Origin of the sequence: Nocardioides speluncae (genome assembly GCF_003121585.1) — a bacterium.
Classification (GTDB): Bacteria; Actinomycetota; Actinomycetes; order Propionibacteriales; family Nocardioidaceae; genus Nocardioides; species Nocardioides speluncae.
This window is the reverse complement of the sequence record NZ_QEOO01000051.1, coordinates 71,562-90,642: the sequence shown is the minus strand read 5'-3', so window position 1 is coordinate 90,642 and position 19,081 is coordinate 71,562. Positions and strand designations below refer to the sequence as shown.

At 72.0% G+C, this 19,081-nt stretch carries 18 protein-coding genes; 7 read left to right on the top strand and 11 right to left on the bottom strand.

Annotation, left to right across the window (positions count from 1 at the left end; genetic code table 11):
• The first annotated feature begins 30 nt into the window (after positions 1–30).
• The 3 genes from DDV73_RS27045 to DDV73_RS27035 are packed head-to-tail and all read left to right on the top strand — an operon-like array spanning position 31 to position 2,741.
• Positions 31–1,410, top strand: coding sequence for a zinc-dependent metalloprotease (locus DDV73_RS27045; RefSeq protein WP_109510384.1), 1,380 nt, complete (start codon positions 31–33; stop codon positions 1,408–1,410).
• Complete coding sequence (locus DDV73_RS27040; RefSeq protein WP_109510383.1) at positions 1,407–1,949, top strand: NUDIX domain-containing protein; 543 nt, start codon at positions 1,407–1,409, stop codon at positions 1,947–1,949. The genes DDV73_RS27045 and DDV73_RS27040 overlap by 4 nt, the downstream gene beginning before the upstream one ends.
• A gap of 6 nt (positions 1,950–1,955) precedes the next feature.
• Positions 1,956–2,741, top strand: a complete 786-nt coding sequence (locus tag DDV73_RS27035) for a Pr6Pr family membrane protein (RefSeq protein WP_109510382.1) — start codon at positions 1,956–1,958, stop codon at positions 2,739–2,741.
• Here DDV73_RS27035 and DDV73_RS27030 read toward each other — a convergent pair.
• The 3 genes from DDV73_RS27030 to DDV73_RS27020 form a co-directional block, all read right to left on the bottom strand.
• Positions 2,738–3,304, bottom strand: coding sequence for a M48 metallopeptidase family protein (locus DDV73_RS27030; RefSeq protein ID WP_109510381.1), 567 nt, complete (start codon positions 3,302–3,304; stop codon positions 2,738–2,740). The genes DDV73_RS27035 and DDV73_RS27030 overlap by 4 nt on opposite strands.
• Positions 3,305–3,334: 30 nt before the next feature.
• Positions 3,335–4,399 (bottom strand): PHP domain-containing protein, encoded by a 1,065-nt coding sequence (locus DDV73_RS27025; protein WP_109510380.1) that lies wholly within the window; start codon positions 4,397–4,399, stop codon positions 3,335–3,337.
• A 327-nt stretch (positions 4,400–4,726) separates the two neighbouring features.
• The gene (locus DDV73_RS27020; RefSeq protein ID WP_109510379.1) at positions 4,727–5,527 is read right to left on the bottom strand and encodes an enoyl-CoA hydratase/isomerase family protein; all 801 of its coding nucleotides are present in this window, start codon (positions 5,525–5,527) and stop codon (positions 4,727–4,729) included.
• A 195-nt stretch (positions 5,528–5,722) separates the two neighbouring features.
• On the opposite strand from DDV73_RS27020, the gene DDV73_RS28560 reads away from it, so the two are divergent.
• Together DDV73_RS28560 and DDV73_RS27015 are read left to right on the top strand one after the other, a co-directional pair.
• On the top strand, positions 5,723–5,881 hold the full coding sequence (locus tag DDV73_RS28560) for a DUF5679 domain-containing protein (RefSeq protein WP_170126064.1): 159 nt from the start codon (positions 5,723–5,725) through the stop codon (positions 5,879–5,881).
• A gap of 148 nt (positions 5,882–6,029) precedes the next feature.
• The gene (locus DDV73_RS27015; RefSeq protein ID WP_154402929.1) at positions 6,030–6,935 is read left to right on the top strand and encodes a hypothetical protein; all 906 of its coding nucleotides are present in this window, start codon (positions 6,030–6,032) and stop codon (positions 6,933–6,935) included.
• A gap of 176 nt (positions 6,936–7,111) precedes the next feature.
• On the opposite strand, the gene DDV73_RS28555 is transcribed toward DDV73_RS27015, so the two are convergent.
• The 5 genes from DDV73_RS28555 to DDV73_RS26995 all read right to left on the bottom strand — a co-directional run bounded on the left by DDV73_RS28555 (position 7,112) and on the right by DDV73_RS26995 (position 10,510).
• Positions 7,112–7,279 (bottom strand): hypothetical protein, encoded by a 168-nt coding sequence (locus tag DDV73_RS28555; protein WP_154402928.1) that lies wholly within the window; start codon positions 7,277–7,279, stop codon positions 7,112–7,114.
• 119 nt (positions 7,280–7,398) lie between these two features.
• Positions 7,399–7,593 (bottom strand): hypothetical protein, encoded by a 195-nt coding sequence (locus DDV73_RS27010; RefSeq protein WP_109510377.1) that lies wholly within the window; start codon positions 7,591–7,593, stop codon positions 7,399–7,401.
• A 59-nt stretch (positions 7,594–7,652) separates the two neighbouring features.
• A complete protein-coding gene (locus DDV73_RS27005) occupies positions 7,653–7,967 on the bottom strand; it encodes a WhiB family transcriptional regulator (RefSeq protein WP_109510376.1) in 315 nt (104 codons plus the stop codon).
• Between the two features lie 120 nt (positions 7,968–8,087).
• Entirely contained in the window at positions 8,088–8,318 is a 231-nt protein-coding gene (locus DDV73_RS27000; protein ID WP_109510375.1) for a hypothetical protein, read from the bottom strand.
• A 143-nt stretch (positions 8,319–8,461) separates the two neighbouring features.
• Positions 8,462–10,510, bottom strand: a complete 2,049-nt coding sequence (locus DDV73_RS26995; RefSeq protein WP_109510374.1) for an ATP-dependent DNA helicase UvrD2 — start codon at positions 10,508–10,510, stop codon at positions 8,462–8,464.
• 77 nt (positions 10,511–10,587) lie between these two features.
• Here DDV73_RS26995 and DDV73_RS26990 point away from each other — a divergent pair, with 77 nt between their 5' ends.
• On the top strand, positions 10,588–10,836 hold the full coding sequence (locus DDV73_RS26990; RefSeq protein WP_109510373.1) for a mycoredoxin: 249 nt from the start codon (positions 10,588–10,590) through the stop codon (positions 10,834–10,836).
• Here the strand turns inward: DDV73_RS26990 and nudC are convergent.
• Positions 10,829–11,731 (bottom strand): NAD(+) diphosphatase, encoded by a 903-nt coding sequence (gene nudC, locus DDV73_RS26985; protein WP_240617512.1) that lies wholly within the window; start codon positions 11,729–11,731, stop codon positions 10,829–10,831. The two genes, DDV73_RS26990 and nudC, sit on opposite strands and share 8 nt — an antisense overlap.
• Positions 11,732–11,783: 52 nt before the next feature.
• Between nudC and deoD the strand changes: the two genes are divergently transcribed.
• Entirely contained in the window at positions 11,784–12,491 is a 708-nt protein-coding gene (gene deoD, locus DDV73_RS26980; RefSeq protein ID WP_109510371.1) for a purine-nucleoside phosphorylase, read from the top strand.
• 164 nt (positions 12,492–12,655) lie between these two features.
• Here deoD and DDV73_RS26975 read toward each other — a convergent pair whose 3' ends face one another.
• Positions 12,656–15,871 (bottom strand): ATP-dependent helicase, encoded by a 3,216-nt coding sequence (locus DDV73_RS26975; RefSeq protein ID WP_109510370.1) that lies wholly within the window; start codon positions 15,869–15,871, stop codon positions 12,656–12,658.
• Entirely contained in the window at positions 15,868–19,056 is a 3,189-nt protein-coding gene (locus DDV73_RS26970; protein WP_109510369.1) for an ATP-dependent helicase, read from the bottom strand. The genes DDV73_RS26975 and DDV73_RS26970 overlap by 4 nt, the downstream gene beginning before the upstream one ends.
• Positions 19,057–19,081 lie beyond the last annotated feature (25 nt).

The window sequence follows — 19,081 nt, the reverse complement described above, 5'->3', positions numbered from 1 at the left end:
GATGTTGCGGTCGGCGAGTAGTTTGGAGGCATGAGTGACAAACCGGGTGACGGCCCTGACGAGCCCCAGAACCCGTTCAAGGGCACCCCGTTCGAGCAGATCTTCGAGATGTTCAGCCAGGGCTTCACGCAAGGTCCCGGCAAGAGCACAGGCGGCTCCGTCGGGTTCACCGCCGACCCCGCGAACATGGGCGGGATGGGTGACATCGCCGGCCTCTTCGGCCAGATCCAGTCCCTCATGCAGCCCCATGACGGCCCGATCAACTGGACGTACGTCGTCGACATGGCGCGCAAGGGCGCGGCTCAGCAGCCCGACCCGTCGCCGACCCAGAAGCAGCAGGACGCCGTGGCCGACGCGGTCCGGCTGGCCGACCACTGGCTCGACGAGGCGACCGAGTTCGCCTCCGGCGTCAGCGGTACGGCGGCCTGGAGCCGGGCCGAGTGGATCATCGGCACCACCGACGTCTGGAAGGTGCTGGTCGAGCCGGTCGCCGGCCAGGCCGTCAACGCGCTCGGGAGCGCGCTGCCCGAGGAGGCGCGCGAGCTGACCGGCCCGCTGATGGGCATCATCGGCAAGGCGACCGGGATGATGGTCGCCACCCAGCTCGGCTCCGGGCTGGCCGCGCTCGCCGGCGAGGTGCTGACCGCGTCCGACGTCGGGCTGCCGCTGGGCCCGGCCGGCCGGGCCGCGCTGGTCCCGGTCAACGTGAAGGCGTTCGCCGAGGGGCTCGACGTCTCCGAGGACGACGTACTCCTCTACCTCGCGCTCCGCGAGGCCGCCCACCAGCGGCTGTTCGCCCACGTGCCGTGGCTGCGCGACCACCTGATCGGCGCCGTCGCCGACTACGCCCGCGGCATCGAGATCAACACCGACGCCATCGAGGAGCAGCTGCGCGGCATCAACCCGATGGACCCGAGCTCGATGCAGCAGGCGATGGACGGCGGCCTGTTCGACCTGAAGAAGTCGCCCGCCCAGGAGGCCGCGCTGCAGCGGCTGGAGACCACGCTGGCGCTGGTCGAGGGCTGGGTCGACGAGGTGGTCAGCCAGGCCACCGCGGAGCGGATGCCCGCCGCGACCAAGCTGCAAGAGGCAGTACGCCGCCGCCGCGCGGCCGGCGGTCCGGCCGAGCAGACCTTCGCCTCGCTGGTCGGCCTGGAGCTGCGGCCGCGCCGGCTGCGCGACGCCTCGACGCTGTGGGGCTCGCTGCGGACCCGGCAGGGCGTGGAGGCCCGCGACGCGGTCTGGCTGCACCCCGACCTGCTGCCCACCGCCGCCGACCTCGACGACCCGCTCGGCTTCCGCGAGGACGTCAGCACGCCGGAGTCGATGAGCGAGGAGGACTTCGACGCCGAGCTGGCCAAGCTGCTGGACGCTGACAAGGGCGACGAGCCGGAGAAGCCGACCGAGTGACGCTGCACGCCGACGCGCTGGCCACGCTGCAGGACTGGCCGGCGCCGACCGCTGCCCAAGAACGCCTCCGGCAGCGGTACGTCGCCCACCTGGTCGCCGAGCCGACCGCAATGACGCGTGCCTGCTTCCCCGACCACCTGACCGCAAGCTGCCTGGTGCTCTCCGCCGACTCCGGCGAGGTGCTGCTGACACTGCACGCCAAGGCCCGGCAGTGGTTCCAGCTCGGCGGGCACTGCGAGCCCGGCGACAGCACCCTGGCCGGCGCCGCGGGCCGCGAGGCCGCCGAAGAGTCCGGCCTCGCCGGGCTGGCGCTCGACCCGGTTCCGGTCCAGCTCAGCGAGCATGCGGTGCCGTTCTGCGATCCCCGCGGCACCGTCCACCACCTCGACGTCAGGTACGTCGCGGTCGCGCCGGCCGACGTCGTACACGCGGTCAGTGAGGAGTCGTTGGACGTCCGCTGGTGGCGCGCCGACGCGCCGCCCACCGACGAGCCGGAGCTGGTCGAACTGATTGCGCTCGCCCACGCCCGGGTAGGTTAAGCGGCCATGGAGCTCCGGATCCACCCGCTCGCCGTGATCGGCACATTCCTCTGGCGCGGCGGGATCGCCGCCAGCGCCCTGACCGGCTGGTTCCTCTACGGTGCCTCCGTCGACAGCGACGACCTGATGTTCCTCACCCAGTCGGGAAACCTGCTGGCCGGGATCGTGTACGCCCTCGTCGCGGCGTACGGGCTGGTGCTCGGGCTGGCCACCGGCAAGGAGCCGCTCACCAACCTGCCGCGGGGTGCGATGACGCTGCTGCTGATGGTGGTCGGCTGCACCTACATCGGGGTGATCGCCGGCGACACCTCTGAGGCCAAGGACCTGCTGACCCATGTGATCACACCGCTGCTGGCCTTCGTCGACTGGTGCTTCGTCGGCCGCAGCCAGAACCGGGTCCGCTTCTGGCACCCGCTGCCGTGGCTGGTGGTGCCTTCGCTCTACCTGGTGGCCTACACCGCCAACGGCGAGGCGCTGTACGACTTCATGGACCCGGACTCCAGCGACTACGCCGGCGTACTGATCGGCCTGGTCGTCGCGACCACGATCGGGGCGTTCGGGCTCTACGCGATCGGCAAGGTGAAGGGCGCGATCTCGAGGTCGATCCGCGGAGAGCAGCAGCCGCCACCCCGCCAGCAGCAGCCGTACCAACAGCCCTATCAGCAGGCGCACCAGCAGCAGTGGCAGCAGCCGCAGCACAACTGGCAGCCACCGCAGCAGGGCTGGCAGCAGCCTCCCCAGCAGCAGCCGCAACCGCAGCAGCCTCCGTGGCAGCAGCCGCCCCGTCGCTAGTCGACGTCGATGTCTTCGGCGCCGTCGGTGCCGTCGACGTCGTCAGGCGGTGGGTCGAGGTGGGCGGCAGCGGAGAAGCCGAGCAGGTAGCCCTTGGCCCGCTCGGCCTTGGGGTACTTGTCGACCCAGGCCCAGAACCGCGCGTCGTGGCCGTGCTCGAGCAGGTGCGCCAGCTCGTGAATCAAGACGTAGTCGACCACCCAGGACGGCATCCCCTGGAGCCGGGACGACAGGCGGATCGAACGGTCCCCGGGCGTACACGAGCCCCAGCGTGACTTCTGGTTCTCCGCCCAGCGCACCGACTCCGGCCTCGCAAGCCCGCCGAGGTACTGGTCGCTCAGCTCCACCGCCCGCTTGAGTAGCTGCTCGTCGCTCGGCCGGCGCCGCGCCTCGGCCTTCTCCAGCCGGGCGACCATGGTCTGCACCCACTCGGCTTCCTGCCGCGAGGACATCGTGGCAGGGATCATCACCACGACCTTGTCGCCGTCGCGGTACGCCGAAACGGTGCGTCGCCGCCGCTTGGAGCGACGTACCTCGACGTCGGGAGCCGCGTCGAACGACATGGCGGTCCTCCTCGCTGAGTTAACTAGAGGCTAGCCATCTCGCCAACGGTTCGCCCACTTCATCAGGCGATCCGCGGGCCAGGTGTTGACGATCCGCTCGGGCTCGATCCCGGCGGCCTCGGCACGTGCACAGCCGTGGTCGAGGAAGTCGAGCTGGCCCGGAGCGTGTGCGTCGCTGTCGATCGAGAACAGGCAGCCGGTGTCGCGGGCCAGCTCCAGCAGCCTGGTCGGCGGGTCCCGGCGCTCGGGGCGCGAGTTGATCTCGACGGCGACGTCGTACTCCACGCAGGCCTCGAAGACCGCCCGCGCGTCGAACTGGGACTGCTTGCGGGTGCCGCGGTTGCCGGTGACCAGCCGGCCGGTGCAGTGGCCGAGGACGTTCATTCGCGGGTTGCGGATCGCGGCGACCATCCGCTTGGTCATCGGCGCGGAGTCCATGGCCAGCTTGGAGTGGACGCTGGCCACGCGCAGGTCGAGCTTGGCGAGCATCTCCTCGGTCTGGTCCAACGCGCCGTCGTCGAGGATGTCGACCTCGATCCCCTTCAGCAGCCGGAACCCTTCGCCGGTCGAGCTTGTCGAGACCAGGTGGTCGTTGACCGCGTCGATCACGCCGAGCTGGCGTTGCAGCCGGGCCACGCTGAGGCCGTTGGCGACCCGCAGCCGCGGCGAGTGGTCGGTCAGCACCAGGTAGTCGTGGCCGAGCTCGATCGCGGTGAATGCCATCTCCTCGATCGGCGAGCCGCCGTCGGACCAGTCTGAGTGGCAGTGCAGGTCGCCCTTCAGGGCGGCTCGCAGCTCGCGGCCGCCGGGCACCAGCGGACCCGGGTGCGCCGCCTCCAGGGCGGCCAATCGCTCGGGGAGCTCACCGCGCACCGCCGCCGTGATCACCTTGGCCGAGCTGGCACCGACCCCGGACAGGCTGGTGAGGGTGCCCGCCTCGACGTGCGCCGCGACCTCGGCCGGCGGCATCGGGATCAGGATCGCGGCGGCGTTGCGGAAGGCCTTGACCTTGTAGGTGTCCTCGCGGCCACGCTCCAGGAGGAAGGCGATCCGGCGTAGCGCGGCGACCGGCCCGGCGGCGTACTCCTGGGTCACGGTGCGTTTTCCTCCTGGATTCTCGTGGTGTTTCTTGCGTCCACAGCCGGTGGACGAACATTCTCGCTGGTCAGCCACCTGTACGGCGACGGCCCGGGCGTGTCCTCCACAGTGCCCTCCCCCGACATGTTTGTGCCCTCCACCCCTTATCCACCGGCGCAGGCAAGTTGTCCACAACGTTATCCACAGGCGTGGACAACGCCGCGTTGACCCACGCTCGATCCGGATCCTAGGTTGTGTAACAGACGAGGCCCCCGGCCTCAACCGCCCGACATTCGCAAGGGGAAGGCAAATGTCGGACGGATGGCCGGGGGCCTCGCCTATTGCTCACTTGCCCTCGAACACCGGCGCCCGCTTCTCCCGGGCCGCGCGGACGCCCTCCTGGAGATCCGAGGTCGCCAGCGTGATCGGCTGGGCGAGCGCCTCCCACTGCAGCGCGGACTCGAAGTCGTGGTGCCCACCGCTGCGCAGCCCGACCTTGGTCAGCCGGCTCGCGACCGGCGCCGTGGCCGCGACCTCGGACGCGGTCGCCAGCACCTCGCCCAGGAAGTCGCCCTCAATCACCCGCGACACCAGCCCGATCCGAAGCGCCTCGTCGGCGTCGACCGTGCGCCCGGTCAGGAGCAGGTCACGGGCATGCGCCTCGCCGACCACGTCCGGCAGCGAGTACGTCGCGCCCATGCCGGCGTGCATGCCGAGCTTCACGAACGGCACGCTCAGCTTCGCGCCCGGCGCGGCGTACCGGATGTCGCAGGCCAGCGCCAGGCAGAGCCCGGCGCCGACCGCGTGCCCGTTGACGGCCGCGATGGTCGGCACGTCGAGGTTCCGGATCGATAGCCAGGCCCTATAGAAGGCGATCATCCGGTGCCGCAGCTGGGCAGGCGTGGCGTCCGGCTCGCTCGCGATCCAGCCGGTGTTCCCGCCCGAGCAGAACGCCGTACCAGCACCGGTCACGACCACCACCCGCACCGACCTGTCGGCGGCCAGCGCGTCGATCGCGGCGGTCCACGAGCGGGTCATCTCGTCCGACATCACGTTGCGCCGGTCGGGGTTGTCGAGCGTGAGCAGTACGACGCCGTCGGCGGGCCGCTCCAGGCGCAGCTCGGCGAGTTCGAGTTCCTCGGTCATGGACCGCAGCGTAAGGCCACGTCGTAAGGGGTGAGGAACCGTCCCATGCCCCCAACGGTGAGCCTCCGACGACTCTCAGGCGTGGTGACGTAGTGTGTCCAGCGGTCTGGCGGCGATCCGCCGCCTGGCCCCGGCGGGCTTCCCCACCTGTCCCCGTCGCGACGACCGAAGTATCGAATAGGCAAGGAGGCCGTCATGGCGGAGACCTGGAGCGGCGAGTTCTACTGCGTGAAGTGCAAGGAGAAGCGCGAGGCCAGCGGCGAGGTCAAGGTCAACGACAAGGGCACGCGCATGGCTAAGGCCCAGTGCCCCGTCTGCGGTACCAACCTCAACCGCATCCTGGGCAAGGCGTAGTCCCACCCACAATCTCCCAAGCGGCAGCACCCATCCCGGCCTCGGACCGGGGGGTGCTGCCGCTTCAGTTTGCGCTTCAGTTTGCGGCCGTTTGCTTGCCTGTGGATGACGAAGCCGCCGGTACGCCGGATATGTCATGGTTTCCGGCATGACAGAGGTGTTCCCGGGATTTCCACGTCGTCCGCTGCTCCGGCCTGGCGTCCGGGTCTGCCGACACGGCCACGGCCAGCTGCAGATCGGGCTCGACCCGACCCAGGCGGTCCTGGCGCCCGACACCGAGGAGATCCGGGCGCTCCTGCGCGGCCTGGCCGTCGGGCAGCCGCCGCCGCGGTACGGCACGTTCCCGGCGACCCGGATGTGCCTGCTGCTCCTCGAGCGCGGTCTGGTGGTCGACGGCGATGCGCTGCTCGGGTCGCTGCCCCCGCGTGAGTCGGCCCGCGGCGCCGTCGCGGCCGCCTTCGCGACGTACGGCGAACGTGCGGCCGAGGCGATCGGCTCCCGGCTGTCGTTCCGAGCCCGGGTTGCCGGGCCGCCTGAGCTGGCGGCGGTGGCCGCGGCGCTGCTCGCCGACTGTGGCCTGGTCGTCGGCCGCCGGCGACCGGACCTGGGACTCGTGGTCGGCATCGGCGAGGCGCCCCGGGAGGAGGCGGACGCACTGCTGCGGTCCGGGATCCCGCACAGCCTGGTGGTCGTGCGCGAGGGCATAGTCGAGGTCGGCCCGTTTGTACTGCCCGGTGAGACCGCGTGCCAGCGCTGCGTGGACGCCTATGCCGCCGACGCCAACCCGCGCCACGCGCTCGCCGTGGAGCAGTACGCCGTACCCGTGCTCCGGTCCGACGGCGTCCCCGAGCCGGTCGACCCGGCACTGTTGAGCATCGCCCTGGGCTGGGCCGTGCGCGACCTGGCCGCGTGGGCCGACGGGCAGGCGCCGGCGACCCTGTCCACCTGGTCCACCACGATCGAGATCGACCCGGAGCTCACCCTCCCCCGCACCCGTTGGCGGCCGCACCCCGCCTGCGGCTGCAGCATCGACCTACGCAGCGCCACCGGCTGACCCCGACCCGGCCCATGTTGACGCCGTGTGCCGCCGACCCGGCCCTTGTTGACGCCGTGTGCCGCCGACCCGGCCCTTGTTCACACGGCACATGTCGAGACGGGACGGGTCGGCGTGCTCTGGTGTGAAGACGGGACGGGTCGGCGTGCTCTGGCGTGAACACGGGCCGGGTCGCGTCACCACCACTCGCTGTCGAGCTTTCCTTCGATCGCGCGCAGGTGGTCTCGGGAGCAGGTGTCGCAGAAGCTGCGCTCCCGGCCGTTCTCGACGGCTGTCGTCCACGACAGCAGCGTGATCGCGTCGACGCCCTCCGAGGTGCGCCCGCAGAAGGCACAGGTCTGCATGTAAGCCAACCTACGCCGGTCGTCGCGGTCGCCCGCGCCCCAGACACAAAGAAGGGAGCCGGGTACGACGGTGACGTCGTACCCGGCTCCGCTAACGGTTGCCGCGTGCGCGGGTGGTGTTACAGAGCGCGGGCCAAGGCGAGGCGCGCCTGCTGAGCTGACTTCTCTGCCTTGCGGCCGAGCCGCAGGGCGAGAGCGAACTGGTGTTCACGTCGCTTTGCTTGCGCCTCTCCCAGGCGCGCGGACATTTGCGCGCGGGCGAGTTCTTCGTTCATGAGACTCATCTGGATGCTCCGGATCTGGTTAGTGGTCATTGGACTTCGTTTTCACTTTCGGATGAGGCACCGCCGCTGCCTGCGACGACTGCGGTCGGTCAGGCTGCGGACTGGTCCTTGCGGGGCCGGCCGCGCGGCCGCTTCCGAGGAATCACAACTCCCTGCAGGAACAGCTCACCGCCCCACACACCCCAAGGCTCACGCCGCTCGAGTGCGCTCGCGAGGCACATGGCCTTGACAGGGCAGTCGACGCACAGTGCCTTGGCGTGCTCCACGTCTGCGGGCAGCTCGGCGAAGAACAGCTCCGGGTCGTTCACCCGGCAGGGCAGGAGCTCCTCGTCGATCTCCCCGGCAGCGTCGTGCAGCTGGCCGAGCGTGACCTCGGCGTCCCGGTCGAGAACGCTGATGGTCATCTTTCACCTCCTCCTTTGACCTGATCGGTGTTGCAGGTAGAACACAGGGCCCAAATACAAAGGGCCGCGGATCCCGGTTCTGGGATCCGCGGCCTGGAGGTTCGCCGTCTGTTGTCTAGGTCAACAGATGGGTGGGCTCCAGGCAGAGATCCCCGGGGTGGCTCCCTTGACGAGAGCCGGCACGAAACGGTCGCGAACCCGGACGTCGACGCCGCCCTGGGTAGCCAGACCATCGATGGCGCAGGTCGCGCCGAAGGTGGCCCAGGCAGACGTGTACATGGCTGTGCCGTACGTGGGCATGCCGGACGGGGTCGAGAACTCGACCTTCATCGTGTGCTTGATGTTGCTCATCTGGGTCCACCTCCTTCGGTGTCTTCGGGCGCCGGTCGTGCCAAGACCGTGGTGCGCGTGGCTTGTTGTAGAAGAAAACTAGCGTGCGGCGGCTGTAATGGGCAAACGATTTACTGGGTATTTCTTGAAAATCTTTGGATCGATCACGCCAGCAGCTCCAGCACGTCCTCACCGTACCGCTCGAGCTTGGTCTTGCCGATCCCATTGATCCGCAGCAGCTCGCTCTCGGAGCTCGGCTTGAGCTCCGCGATCAGCTGCAGGGTGGCGTCGGTGAACACGACGTACGCCGGGACGCTCTCCTCGCTCGCGCGCGCCAGCCGCCACTCGCGCAGCCGCTCGAACAGCTCCTCGTCGTACGACGCGGGGCAGCCGGCGCAGCGGCCGACCTTCCGCTCGGCCGGCGTGTCCAGCGGCTTCCCACACTCGCGGCAGGCCGCGGCCCGGCGGTTGCGGCCGCCTCTGCCGCGCTCTGTCGGCGCCGCCACTGGGTCGGCCGGCCGGAGCCCGTCGAGGAACCGGCTGGGCTTGCGGGAGGCGCGACCTCCGGGCTGCCGCGCCTGCGCCCACGAGACCGAGAGGTGTCGGCGGGCCCGGGTTATGCCGACGTACAGCAGCCGCCGCTCCTCCTCCACCGCGGCTGGGGTGTCGGCGTAGGTGATCGGCATCGCGCCTTCGTGCATCCCGCACAGGAAGACCGCGTCCCACTCCAGGCCCTTCGCGGCGTGCAGGGTGGCGAGGGTGACGCCCTCGGCGACGGGCGCGTGCTGCTCGGCGGCACGCCGGTCCAGCTCGTCGACGAACGCCGCCAGGGTGGCGACCTCGCCCCGCGCGAACTCCTCGGCCTGGCTCACCAGCGCCTGCCAGGACTCCCAACGGTCGCGGGTCTGGCCACGACCGGTCGGCGGCTCGGTCGTCCAGCCGAGGCCGGCCAGCGTGGCCCGGACGTCCTCGACCAGGTCGCCGCTGCCGCCCTCGCCGCGGGCGGTGCCGCGCAGCAGTGACACCGCCTGCTTGACCTCGGGGCGATCGAAGAACCGCGCGGCGCCGCGCACGACGTACGGAATGCTGCGGCCCGACAGCGCGTCCTCGAACGCCTCGGACTGGGCGTTGATCCGGAACAGGATCGCCATCTCCCGCAGCGGTACGCCGTCGTCGCGCAGCGCGGCGATCCGCGCCGCGACCGCGTTGGCCTCGGCGACCTCGTCGGTGTGCGGGGAGTACGACGGCTCCGGGCCGGGCTCGCGCTGGGCTCGCAGGTCCACGCCCTTGCTCGGCCGGCCGGCCAGCAGCCGGTTGGCGGCCGAGACCACCTCGGGACTGGACCGGTAGTTGCGGACCAGCTCCAGCGAGACCGCGCCCGGGTGCTTGGCCCGGAAGTCCTGGAGGTACGCCGCGTTGGCGCCGGCGAAGCTGTAGATGGTCTGCGCCGGGTCGCCAACCACGCAGAGCTCGTCACGGCCGCCCAGCCACAGGTCGAGCAGCGCCGACTGGATCGGCGAGACGTCTTGGAACTCGTCGACGACGAACCATTTGTACTGCTGCCGGATCTGGGCGGCGACCCGCTCGTCCTCGGCCAGCAGCGCCGCGCCGAGCAGCAGCACGTCCTCCATGTCCATCCGGCCCTGGCCGCGCTTGACCTCTTCGTAGCCGGCGAAGATCCGGGCCACGGTCTCCTCGTCGAGCGCGCTCACCTCGCGGCCGCGGACCGGCGCGATCTCGGCGTACTCCTCCGGTCGGACGTTGCTCACCTTGGCCCACTCAACCTCCGATGCAAGGTCGCGCAGCAGCGCCTGGTCGGCGTTGAGCCGGAGCCGGCGGACCGCGCCGGCGAGCATGCCGATCTTGGACTCGGTCAGGGTCGGCAGCTCGGTGCCGTGGACCCGCGGCCAGAAGTAGCGCAGCTGGCGCAGCGCTGCCGAGTGGAAGGTCCGGGCCTGGACGCCGCCGGCGCCGAGCTCGCGCAGCCGGGTCCGCATCTCGCCGGCCGCGCGGGTGGTGAACGTCACCGCCAGCACCTCGGTCGGCGCGTACACGCCGGTCCCCACGCCGTACGCGATCCGGTGGGTGATCGCCCGGGTCTTGCCGGTCCCCGCCCCCGCGAGCACCCGCACCGGCCCGCGCAACGCCTCCGCGACCTGGCGTTGCTCGGGGTCGAGGGCGGCCAGGATCGCGTGTGGGTCGGTAGGACGCATGGGCGGGAAGAATCTCCGACTGGTCGTGGTTGGATCAAGCAGTCCGAGAGTAGACGCCAGAGGGGACAGTCCTGACGATGAGTGGTTCGTTCACGATGTACAGCACGCCGTGGTGTGGCTACTGCCACCGGCTGGGGAGCCAGCTGGACCGCGAGGGCATCAGCTACGACGTGGTCGACATCGAGCAGGACCCGGCAGCGGCCAGGATCGTCGAGCGGGTCAACGGCGGCAACCAGACGGTACCGACGCTGGTGTACGCCGACGGCAGCGCCCAGACCAACCCGTCGGTCGCCCAGGTCAAGGCCAAGCTCGCAGCCCTCAACTGATCGCTGCGCCCAACCAGGCCTCGACAAGCGACTGCGAGATCGAGACCCCGAACGGCCGCAGCAGCGTGCCGTCGTCGTACGCCGCCGCCAGTTCGGCACGCGTGAACCAGCGGGCCTCGGCGATCTCGTCGGGGTCCAGGTGCAGGGTCATGTCGTCGGCGTGGGCGATGTAGCCGAGCATCAGGCTGGCCGGCAGCGGCCACGGCTGGTTGCCGAAGAACTCGACGTCGCCGACCCGGACGCCGACCTCCTCGTCGACCTCCCGGCGTACGGCGTCCTCGAGCGTCTCGCCCGGCTCCAGGAAGCCCGCCAGCGTGGAGAAGCGCGCCTCCGGCCAGCCCGCACCGCGGGCCAGCAGGATCCGTTCCTCAGCTGTCCCGGGCTCGCCGTGGACGACCGCCATGATCACCGCTGCGTCGGTGCGCGGGAACTGGGTGCGGCCGCAGTCCGGGCAGTGCAGCTCGTGGCCCGCCGCCCGAGGCGTCAGCGATGCGCCACAGCGCGGGCAGTGCTTGGTGACCAGGTGCCACTCGGCCAGGCCGATCGCGTGCAGCACGAGCGGGGCGTGCGCGGGGTCGGCCAGCAGGTTCGCGACCACCGCCCGCAGGCCCACCCACTCCGGCCCGGTCTCCTTGTCGTCGACGATCACCGCGAAGTAGGTGTGGCCGTCGTGCTGGCCGAGCAGCGTGCGTACGCCGTCCGGCGCGTCCGCTGGCGACACCCAGGTCGGCTGGCCGTCGGCGGCGTGCATCCGGTTGCCGCGGATCACCAGCACCCTGGTCTTCGGATCCGCCCACCGCTCGGCCAGCCAGGCGTCGTCGGAGCGGCGTACACCGAGCCGGTCGTGGGAGCGTCGGGAGAGGGCGAGATGGGGCAGCAAGCGCGTGCTCGTCACGCTGCCGAGGCTACCCGGGCCGCCGTACGCCCCAATCCTTAGGATCGGCTGCATGAGCACCCACATCGGCGCCAAGCCCGGCGAGATCGCACCCCACGTCCTGCTGCCCGGCGACCCGCTGCGGGCGCGGTGGATCGCCGAGACGTTCCTGACCGACCCGCAGTGCTACAACGAGGTCCGCGGGATGCTCGGCTACACCGGCACCTGGCAGGGTCACCGGGTCTCGGTGCAGGGTTCCGGGATGGGCCAGCCGTCGATGGCGATCTACGTCAACGAGCTGTTCTCCGAGTACGACGTGGAGTCGATCGTGCGGGTCGGGTCGTGCGGCGCGCTCCGTGAGGACGTGAAGGTGCGCGACGTGATCCTCGCGTCCGGCGCCTGCACCGACTCCTCGATGAACCGGATCCGGTTCCACGGCCTCGACTACGCGCCGGTCGCCGACTTCGGCCTGCTGCGGGCGGCGTACGACGCGGCCGCGGCGCGCGCCGACCTGACCACCCACACCGGGCTGATCTTCAGCGGCGACTCCTTCTACCCGGCCCGTCCGGAGCTGTTGGAGCCGATGGTCGCGCACGGCGTCCTGGCGATCGAGATGGAGGCCAGCGCGCTGTACACGCTGGCCGCGAAGCACCAGCGCCGCGCCCTCGCCATCTGCACCGTCTCCGACCACATCGTCACCGGCGAGGAGACCTCGGCCGCCGAGCGCGAGCAGACCTTCGGCGCCATGGTCGAGATCGCCCTCACCTCCCTCACCGCATAGCACGGTCCGAGCGTCAGCCGCGCCGAGTCGGCAGAGAGCGTCCGGGCGGCGTCAAGCGGCTTGGCCGCGGCGCGCGCAGCGGCGCTGGACCACAGCGGTGGCCGCCCGCGCGACGCGCCGCCGCAGCGCACGGACGCTCTCTGCCGACTCGGCGCAGCCGACACTCACCGCAAGCCCTCCCCCGGCAACAACCCCTCCAACTCTCCCCGCCCAGGAAGCCCCGCGTGCTCGACGAGTCGCCCGGCGCGCACGTAGTAGAACCCAGCCGCGACCCAGTCCAACTCCACCCCGCACAGCTCGGCCCAGGCCAGGCGGTAGATCGCGAGCTGGAGCGGGTCGGCGGTGGGCTGGCGGCCGGTCTTCCAGTCGACAACGAGGTAGCGGCCGTCGGACTCGACGTACACGGCGTCGATCCGGCCGCGCACCACCTGGCCGCGCAGCACCAGCGCGAACGACGGCTCGACGGCGTGCGGCACCCGGTCCGCGAACGGCCCGTCCTCGAAGCGGGCGATCAGCTCGCGCAGGTCGGCCTCGTCCTCGATCTCGGCGTCGCCCCGGCCGGGCAGCTCGTCCGGGTCGAGCAGCAGCTGCTGGCCGAACCGAGCCTCGACCCAGGCGTGGAAGCGGGTACCGAACCGGGCGGCCGAGGACGGCGGTCGCGGCATCGGCCGCGCCAGGTCGCGGGCGAACAGCTCGGGGTCGTCACGCAGGCGCGCCAGTGAGGTGGCGGACAGGCTCGAGGGCAGGGGTACGTCGATCCGCGGTGACCGGTCACGGCGGGCCTCCTCCAGCAGCCGCGCGATCTCCGCGTCCCACTGCTGGATCCGGTCGAGCTGGAGCATGTCGTCGGCCTCGTCGGGCGCGTCCAGGTCGGCCGCCCGCACCCGTTCCGCGGCCTCGGTCCGGCGGGTGACCTCGGCGGTGTGGTGCGAGATCGGCCAGGGCAGGTCGCGCTCGGCGGCGGCGTACGGGTTGGCCGCGCCCTTCGCGGGCGCGTCCAGCCAGCACTTGGGCTCGCCGCCCCAGCCGGCGATGGCCAGCCGGGTGTCCTGGAGGTACGCCGACGGCCCGCGGGACGTCTTCAGCGTCGCCGACCAGCACCACGCGGAGACCGAGAGCTGGTGCCGGGCCCGGGTCCACGCGACGTACGCGAGCCGGAGCTCCTCACGCACCTCGTGGTCCTTGGCCGCCTTCTTCAGCGCGTCGATGTCGGCCGGGGTATGACCGCCCAGCTGCGGCAGGTCGCGCGCGTCGCCGCGCAGCGCGTTGGGCAGCACCGACGGCAGCGTCAGCCAGCTGGACCGGCCCCGGTTCGACGGGAACTTCGTCTCGGTCACGCCGACCAGGAAGACCGCGTCCCACTCCAGCCCCTTCGCGCGGTGGACGGTCAGCAGCTTGACCGAGTCGGCCTCCGACGGGGTCGCCACGTCGAGGCCCTGGCCGAACTCGTCCTCGGCCTCCAGCCAGGCCAGCAGCGCCGCGAGAGTGACCTGGCCGTCGACGGCCTGGAACTCGGCCACCGCCTGCACGAACAGGTCCAGGTTGTCGCGCCGGGCAGCGGCCGCCGGGCTCACCGAGGAGGCCAGCTCGACGTCGATCCCGGTGGTGTCGATGATCCTCCGGACCAGGTCGAGGAGCGGCTCCCCGATCGCGGTCCGCAGCCGGCGCAGCTCGGCCGACAGCAGGCCGAACCGGTGCCGGGCCGCCTCGGAGTACGCCAGGTCGCCGGGGTCGTCGAGCGCGTCGCACAGCGACGGCACCTCGGTCGGGTCGGCCCCGTCGGCGGCGGCCGCGAGCTGCTGCTCCAGCGAGTCGTACGACGCCGCGCCGGCCCGGTCACCCGCGAGCTCGCGGGCCCGCCGCCCGAGCAGGGCAAGGTCGCGCGGGCCGACCGCCCAGCGCGGGCCGGCGAGCAGCGTCAGCAGCGCGGCGTTGGCGGTGACGTCCTGCACCAGCGTCAGCGTGGCCACAACCTCGGCGACCTCGGGCAGCCGCAGGAGCCCCTTCAGGCCGACGATCTCGACCGGGATCTCGCGGCTGCTGAGCGCGTCGAAGACCGCGGCCGCATGGGAGTTGTCACGGGTCAGTACGCCGATCTCGCGCCACCGCGGCTCCCGCATCGCGGCATGGGCCGCCGCCACCTGCTCGGCGAGCCAGGCCAGCTCGCCGTCGTACGTCTCGTGGACCGCGACCCGCACATCACCGTCGGCAGCCCCGGGCTTCGGCTCGAGCGGCAGCAGGTCGGGGCGCTCGTCGTACAGGCTGCTCGCGACGTGGTTGGCGGTGGCCAGGATCCGGGTGTCGGAACGCCGGTTGACCGTCAGCGGGTAGGACGCCGCCGGGCCACCGACAGCGGGAAAGTCGCGGCCGAACTCCAAGATGTTGGACACCGAGGCGCCCCGCCAGCCGTAGATCGCCTGGTTGGGGTCGCCGACCGCGGTCACCGGGTGGCCCAGCCCCTCCTCGGGCGAGGGTCCCGAGAACAGCCGGCGCAGCATCAGCGCCTGCGCGACCGAGGTGTCCTGGTACTCGTCGAGGAGCACCACCTTGAACTTCCCCCGCTCCAGCACCCCCACCTCCGGGCATTGCTCGGCCAGCTGCGCCGCGAGCGCGATCTGGTCGGAGAAGTCCATCAGCCCGAGCTGCGCCTTGAGGGCGCGGTAGGCCGCCACCAGCCCGAGCAGCTCGGCCCGGCGGTCGATGGCCAGGATCGCCTTCTCGCCCTTCTCGAGGTAGGTCTTGCGGTGCTCGGCGACCAGCCCGGCCACGAACCGCGGCCGCTCGGCGACGTCGTACTCCAGGAGCTTCGCGGGGTCGACGAGGTGCTCGCTGAGCTGGCCGTCGAGAGCGAGGAGGTACTGGATGACGTGCCGCGGCGAGTCGGTGAGGTGCCGAACCGGCTCGGTGTAGCGCTGTACGGCGCGCGCAGCGAGCTGGTAGCGGCTGGCGTCGGCGATCAGCCGGGTGTCCGGCTCGTGGCCGATCCGGAGCCCGTGCTCGGCGAGCAGGCCGGACGCGTAGGAGTGGTACGTCGCGACCGTCGGCTCCTCGAGCTCGACCCGCTCGCCGTCGTCTTGCACCTCGACCGAGCCGGGCGCCGGCAGCAGCCCGGACTGGCGCAGGCTCTCGCGGATCCGGGTCTGCAGCTCGGCGGTCGCCTTGGTGGTGAAGGTGAGGCCGAGGATCTCGCCGGGTTGCACCTGGCCGGTGGCGACCAGCCACACCACCCGGGCCGCCATTACCGTGGTCTTGCCGGACCCGGCGCCCGCGATCACCACGGCCGGCTCCAGCGGCGCGGTGATCGCGGCGAACTGCTGGTCGCTGAACGTCCAGTCGGCGCCGAGCAGGTCGGCCAGGGCCTGGGGCGTGTCGACTCTCATGACAGCACCGTCCCCGAGTTCTTGTCCGGGCACAGCGCAGTGAACGCACACCGCTCGCAATGGGTCCCCGGCCGGGCCACGAACTCCTCGGCCCGCAAGGTGTTGACCGCCTGGGTCAGCTTGTCGTAGATCGGTTCGGGGTCGACGGGGCGGTCCTGGCGCTGCACCTTCGGCTGGTCGTCTCCCAGCCGGAGCTGGACCAGCTCGGCGCCGCCCGCCAACATCTCGCGGCCGGCCACCTCGTCGGCGGCGCCGTGGTCGACGGCGAGCTGGTAGAGGCCGAGCTGCGGGTGGCCCGCGACCTCGGCGCTGGTGGGTGGGTACTTCCCGGTCTTGAGGTCCACAACCACCACTCGGCCGTCCTCGTCGAGCTCCAGGCGGTCGGCGTACCCGTGCAGCCGGACGATCTGACCGTCTGGCAGCTTGACCTCGGCCCGCAGCTTCGGCTCGGTCGCGATCAGCAGCCGCGCGCCGGGCCGCCGGTGCCAGGCGACGAAGCGTGCGAGTACGGCGGTTACCGCCTCCCGCTCGCGCTTCCGCGACCACGGCGTGCGGAACTCCATCCGCTCCCACACCTCGTCGACCAGCGGCATCAGGTCGGCTGTCGGGTCCACCTCGCCGCTCGCGATCCGCTCGGCGATCGCGTGCACGATCGTCCCGAACCCCTGGCTGGTCGAGCTGACCACCTCTCCCCCGGCCTCCCGCTGCAGGAACCACTGCGCGGGACAGGTCAGCAGTCCCTCCAGCGCGCTCGCCGAGATCGCCAGCGGCTCGTCGGCCGGCCGGACCGGCTGGTCGGAGCGGCTCGGCGCGCGCAGCCCCCACCAGCTCGCGGGGTCGGCGGCCGAGGCCACCGCTCGGCCGTGTACGTCGGTCTCGGCGAGCATCCGGAGCCGCTTGGCGGCCGCGCGGCGCAGCGGCTCGGGCTCGGCCGGGTCCGCGAGGGTACGGCGCAGCTCGGAGACCAGGCCCGCCATCGACAGCGGCCGGCGCGGGCGGCCGACCCGGTGCTCGACCGGCCGGCCGAGCTCGGCCAGGAAGCGCGAGGGCTGCTCGCCGTCGTCGTCGGGCGACTGGACCGCGGTCACCACCAGCCGCTGCCGGGCACGGGTGCAGGCAACGTAGAAGAGCCGTCGTTCCTCGGCGAGCATCGCCCCCCGAGTCAGCGGCGGCAGCAGGCCGTCGCGCCCGATCCGGTCGGCCTGCAGCAGCGTGTCGCGCCGGCGCAGGTCCGGCCAGCCGCCCTCCTGGGAGTGGGCCACCACCACCAGCCGCCATTCCAGCCCCTTCGACCGGTGGGCGGTCAGCAGCCGCACCGCGTCGCCGCGGACGCCGCGGTCGGCCAGGGTGTCCGCCGGGAGCTCCTGGGCCCGCAGCGTCGCCAGGAACGCCGAGACGCTGGTGCGGCCCTTGCGCTCCTCGGCCCGCGCGGCGGTCTCGAACAGGGCACAGATCGCGTCCAGGTCGCGGTGCGCCAGCCGGGCCGCCTGCCCGCCCGACTCGGTGGACAGCCGCAGCCGCATCCCCCAGTCGGAGCTCTCCCAGAGCAGCCACAGCACCTCCTCGACCGTGGCGTCCTCGGCCAGCGCCGTCCGGGCCTGGGCGATCAGGGCGGCCAGCCCGGCGGCCCGCCGCGCCGCCTCACCGTCGAGCCCGTCCAGCACCGACGGGTCGAGCACGGCCTGCCGCACCAGCTCGCGCGCGGGCGTGTCCGGCGAGCCCGCCCGCAGCTGCCGGGTCAGCGACCGTACGTCGGTGGCGTCCAGCCCGCCGAGCGGCGAGGTGAGCAGCGCCTCGGCCCGGTCGGCGCCCACGTAGTCGGGATTGCGTGGATCGTCGACACCCGCGTCGACGACCACCGAGAGGGCGCCGAGCAGCGGCAGCACGGCCGGCTCCCGCACCAGCGGGGTGTCGTCGCTCGCGACCTCCACGGGTACGCCGGCCGCCGCCAGCGACCGCCGCAGCCCTGGGATCGACGTCCGGCCGGAGCGGACCAGCACCGCCATCTCGGACCAGCCGATCCCGTCCTCCAGATGGGCGCGCCGCAGCAGGTCGGCAACCTGCTCGGTCTCGGCCCGCGCGGTGTCGAAGGTGAGCACCTCGACCGCTCCCGGCCCGAACGCGTTGGGTGCCGGCTCGGGCGCACGGAACGCGGCGTACACCTCCGGCGGGATCGAGCCGGTCACGCCGATCGCGGCCGCCACCGACCGGGATGCGCGCAGGATCCGGGATCCGAAGCGGCGGGTGGTGCCAAGCGCGACCACGGGCGCGCGGGCGCCGTCGGTGCGTGGGAACTCGGCCGGGAAGTCGAGGATGCCGCGGACCTCGGCGCCGCGGAAGCCGTAGATCGACTGGTCCGGGTCGCCGACGACCACGAGGTCACGGCCGTCGCCGGCGACCGCCTGCAGCAGCGCGACCTGGCTGGGGTCGGTGTCCTGGTACTCGTCGACGAACACACACGAGAACCGGGCCCGGATCTCGTTGCGGTGCCGCTGCGCCTCGATCACCGCGCGCGCGATCAGGTCGGGGTAGTCGATCGCGCTCTGGTCGCCGAGCACGTCGAGGTACTGCGACAGGAACAGTCCGGCCGCCTCGAACTCCGGCACCCCCTCGGCGCGACCCAGCGCGACCAGGTCGGCGGGGTCCAGACCGCGCTCCCGCGCCCGGCTGAGTACGGCGTGCACCTCGCGCGCGAAGCCGCGGGTGCCGACGGCGGCCTTGAGCGCATCCGGCCAGCGGATCGACTCCGGGTTGTGGGTGAGCAGCTCCTGCAGGACCACGTCCTGCTCCGGCGCGGACAGCAGCCGCAGCGGGGCGGCGTACAGCTCGGCGGGCGCGTAGCGGCGCACCAGGCCGTAGGCGAAGGAGTGGAACGTCGAGCTCAGCGTGGTGGCCGTCGTCCGCCCGAGCCGGGCGGTCACCCGGTCGCGGAGCTGCTCGGCCGCCTTCCGGGAGAAGGTCAGCGCCAGGATCTGGTCGGGCGCGACGCCGCGCCGCTCGACCCGCTCCACGATCGACTCGACCAGGGTCGTGGTCTTGCCGGTCCCGGGGCCGGCCAGCACCAGCAGCGGCCCGCCCGCGTGGTCGACCACCGCCTGCTGGAACGCGTCGAGCTCCGGCCCGGACGCAGCACCGCTCGCACGCACCAGCTGGTACGTCGTCGGGTGGCGGGCGGCACTGCTCATGGCGTTACCCAAGCATCACCCGCCG

Excerpts from the sequence above, each read along its gene's own strand:
- DDV73_RS27045 (WP_109510384.1), top strand. The coding sequence starts at position 31 with ATGAGTGACAAACCGGGTGACGGCCCTGACGAGCCCCAGAACCCGTTC.
- DDV73_RS27035 (WP_109510382.1), top strand. The coding sequence starts at position 1,956 with ATGGAGCTCCGGATCCACCCGCTCGCCGTGATCGGCACATTCCTCTGG.
- DDV73_RS27030 (WP_109510381.1), bottom strand. The coding sequence starts at position 3,304 with ATGTCGTTCGACGCGGCTCCCGACGTCGAGGTACGTCGCTCCAAGCGG.
- DDV73_RS27020 (WP_109510379.1), bottom strand. The coding sequence starts at position 5,527 with ATGACCGAGGAACTCGAACTCGCCGAGCTGCGCCTGGAGCGGCCCGCC.
- DDV73_RS28560 (WP_170126064.1), top strand. The coding sequence starts at position 5,723 with ATGGCGGAGACCTGGAGCGGCGAGTTCTACTGCGTGAAGTGCAAGGAG.
- DDV73_RS27015 (WP_154402929.1), top strand. The coding sequence starts at position 6,030 with ATGACAGAGGTGTTCCCGGGATTTCCACGTCGTCCGCTGCTCCGGCCT.
- DDV73_RS28555 (WP_154402928.1), bottom strand. The coding sequence starts at position 7,279 with ATGCAGACCTGTGCCTTCTGCGGGCGCACCTCGGAGGGCGTCGACGCG.
- DDV73_RS27010 (WP_109510377.1), bottom strand. The coding sequence starts at position 7,593 with ATGACCACTAACCAGATCCGGAGCATCCAGATGAGTCTCATGAACGAA.
- DDV73_RS27005 (WP_109510376.1), bottom strand. The coding sequence starts at position 7,967 with ATGACCATCAGCGTTCTCGACCGGGACGCCGAGGTCACGCTCGGCCAG.
- DDV73_RS27000 (WP_109510375.1), bottom strand. The coding sequence starts at position 8,318 with ATGAGCAACATCAAGCACACGATGAAGGTCGAGTTCTCGACCCCGTCC.
- DDV73_RS26995 (WP_109510374.1), bottom strand. The coding sequence starts at position 10,510 with ATGCGTCCTACCGACCCACACGCGATCCTGGCCGCCCTCGACCCCGAG.
- DDV73_RS26990 (WP_109510373.1), top strand. The coding sequence starts at position 10,588 with ATGAGTGGTTCGTTCACGATGTACAGCACGCCGTGGTGTGGCTACTGC.
- deoD (WP_109510371.1), top strand. The coding sequence starts at position 11,784 with ATGAGCACCCACATCGGCGCCAAGCCCGGCGAGATCGCACCCCACGTC.
- DDV73_RS26975 (WP_109510370.1), bottom strand. The coding sequence starts at position 15,871 with ATGAGAGTCGACACGCCCCAGGCCCTGGCCGACCTGCTCGGCGCCGAC.
- DDV73_RS26970 (WP_109510369.1), bottom strand. The coding sequence starts at position 19,056 with ATGAGCAGTGCCGCCCGCCACCCGACGACGTACCAGCTGGTGCGTGCG.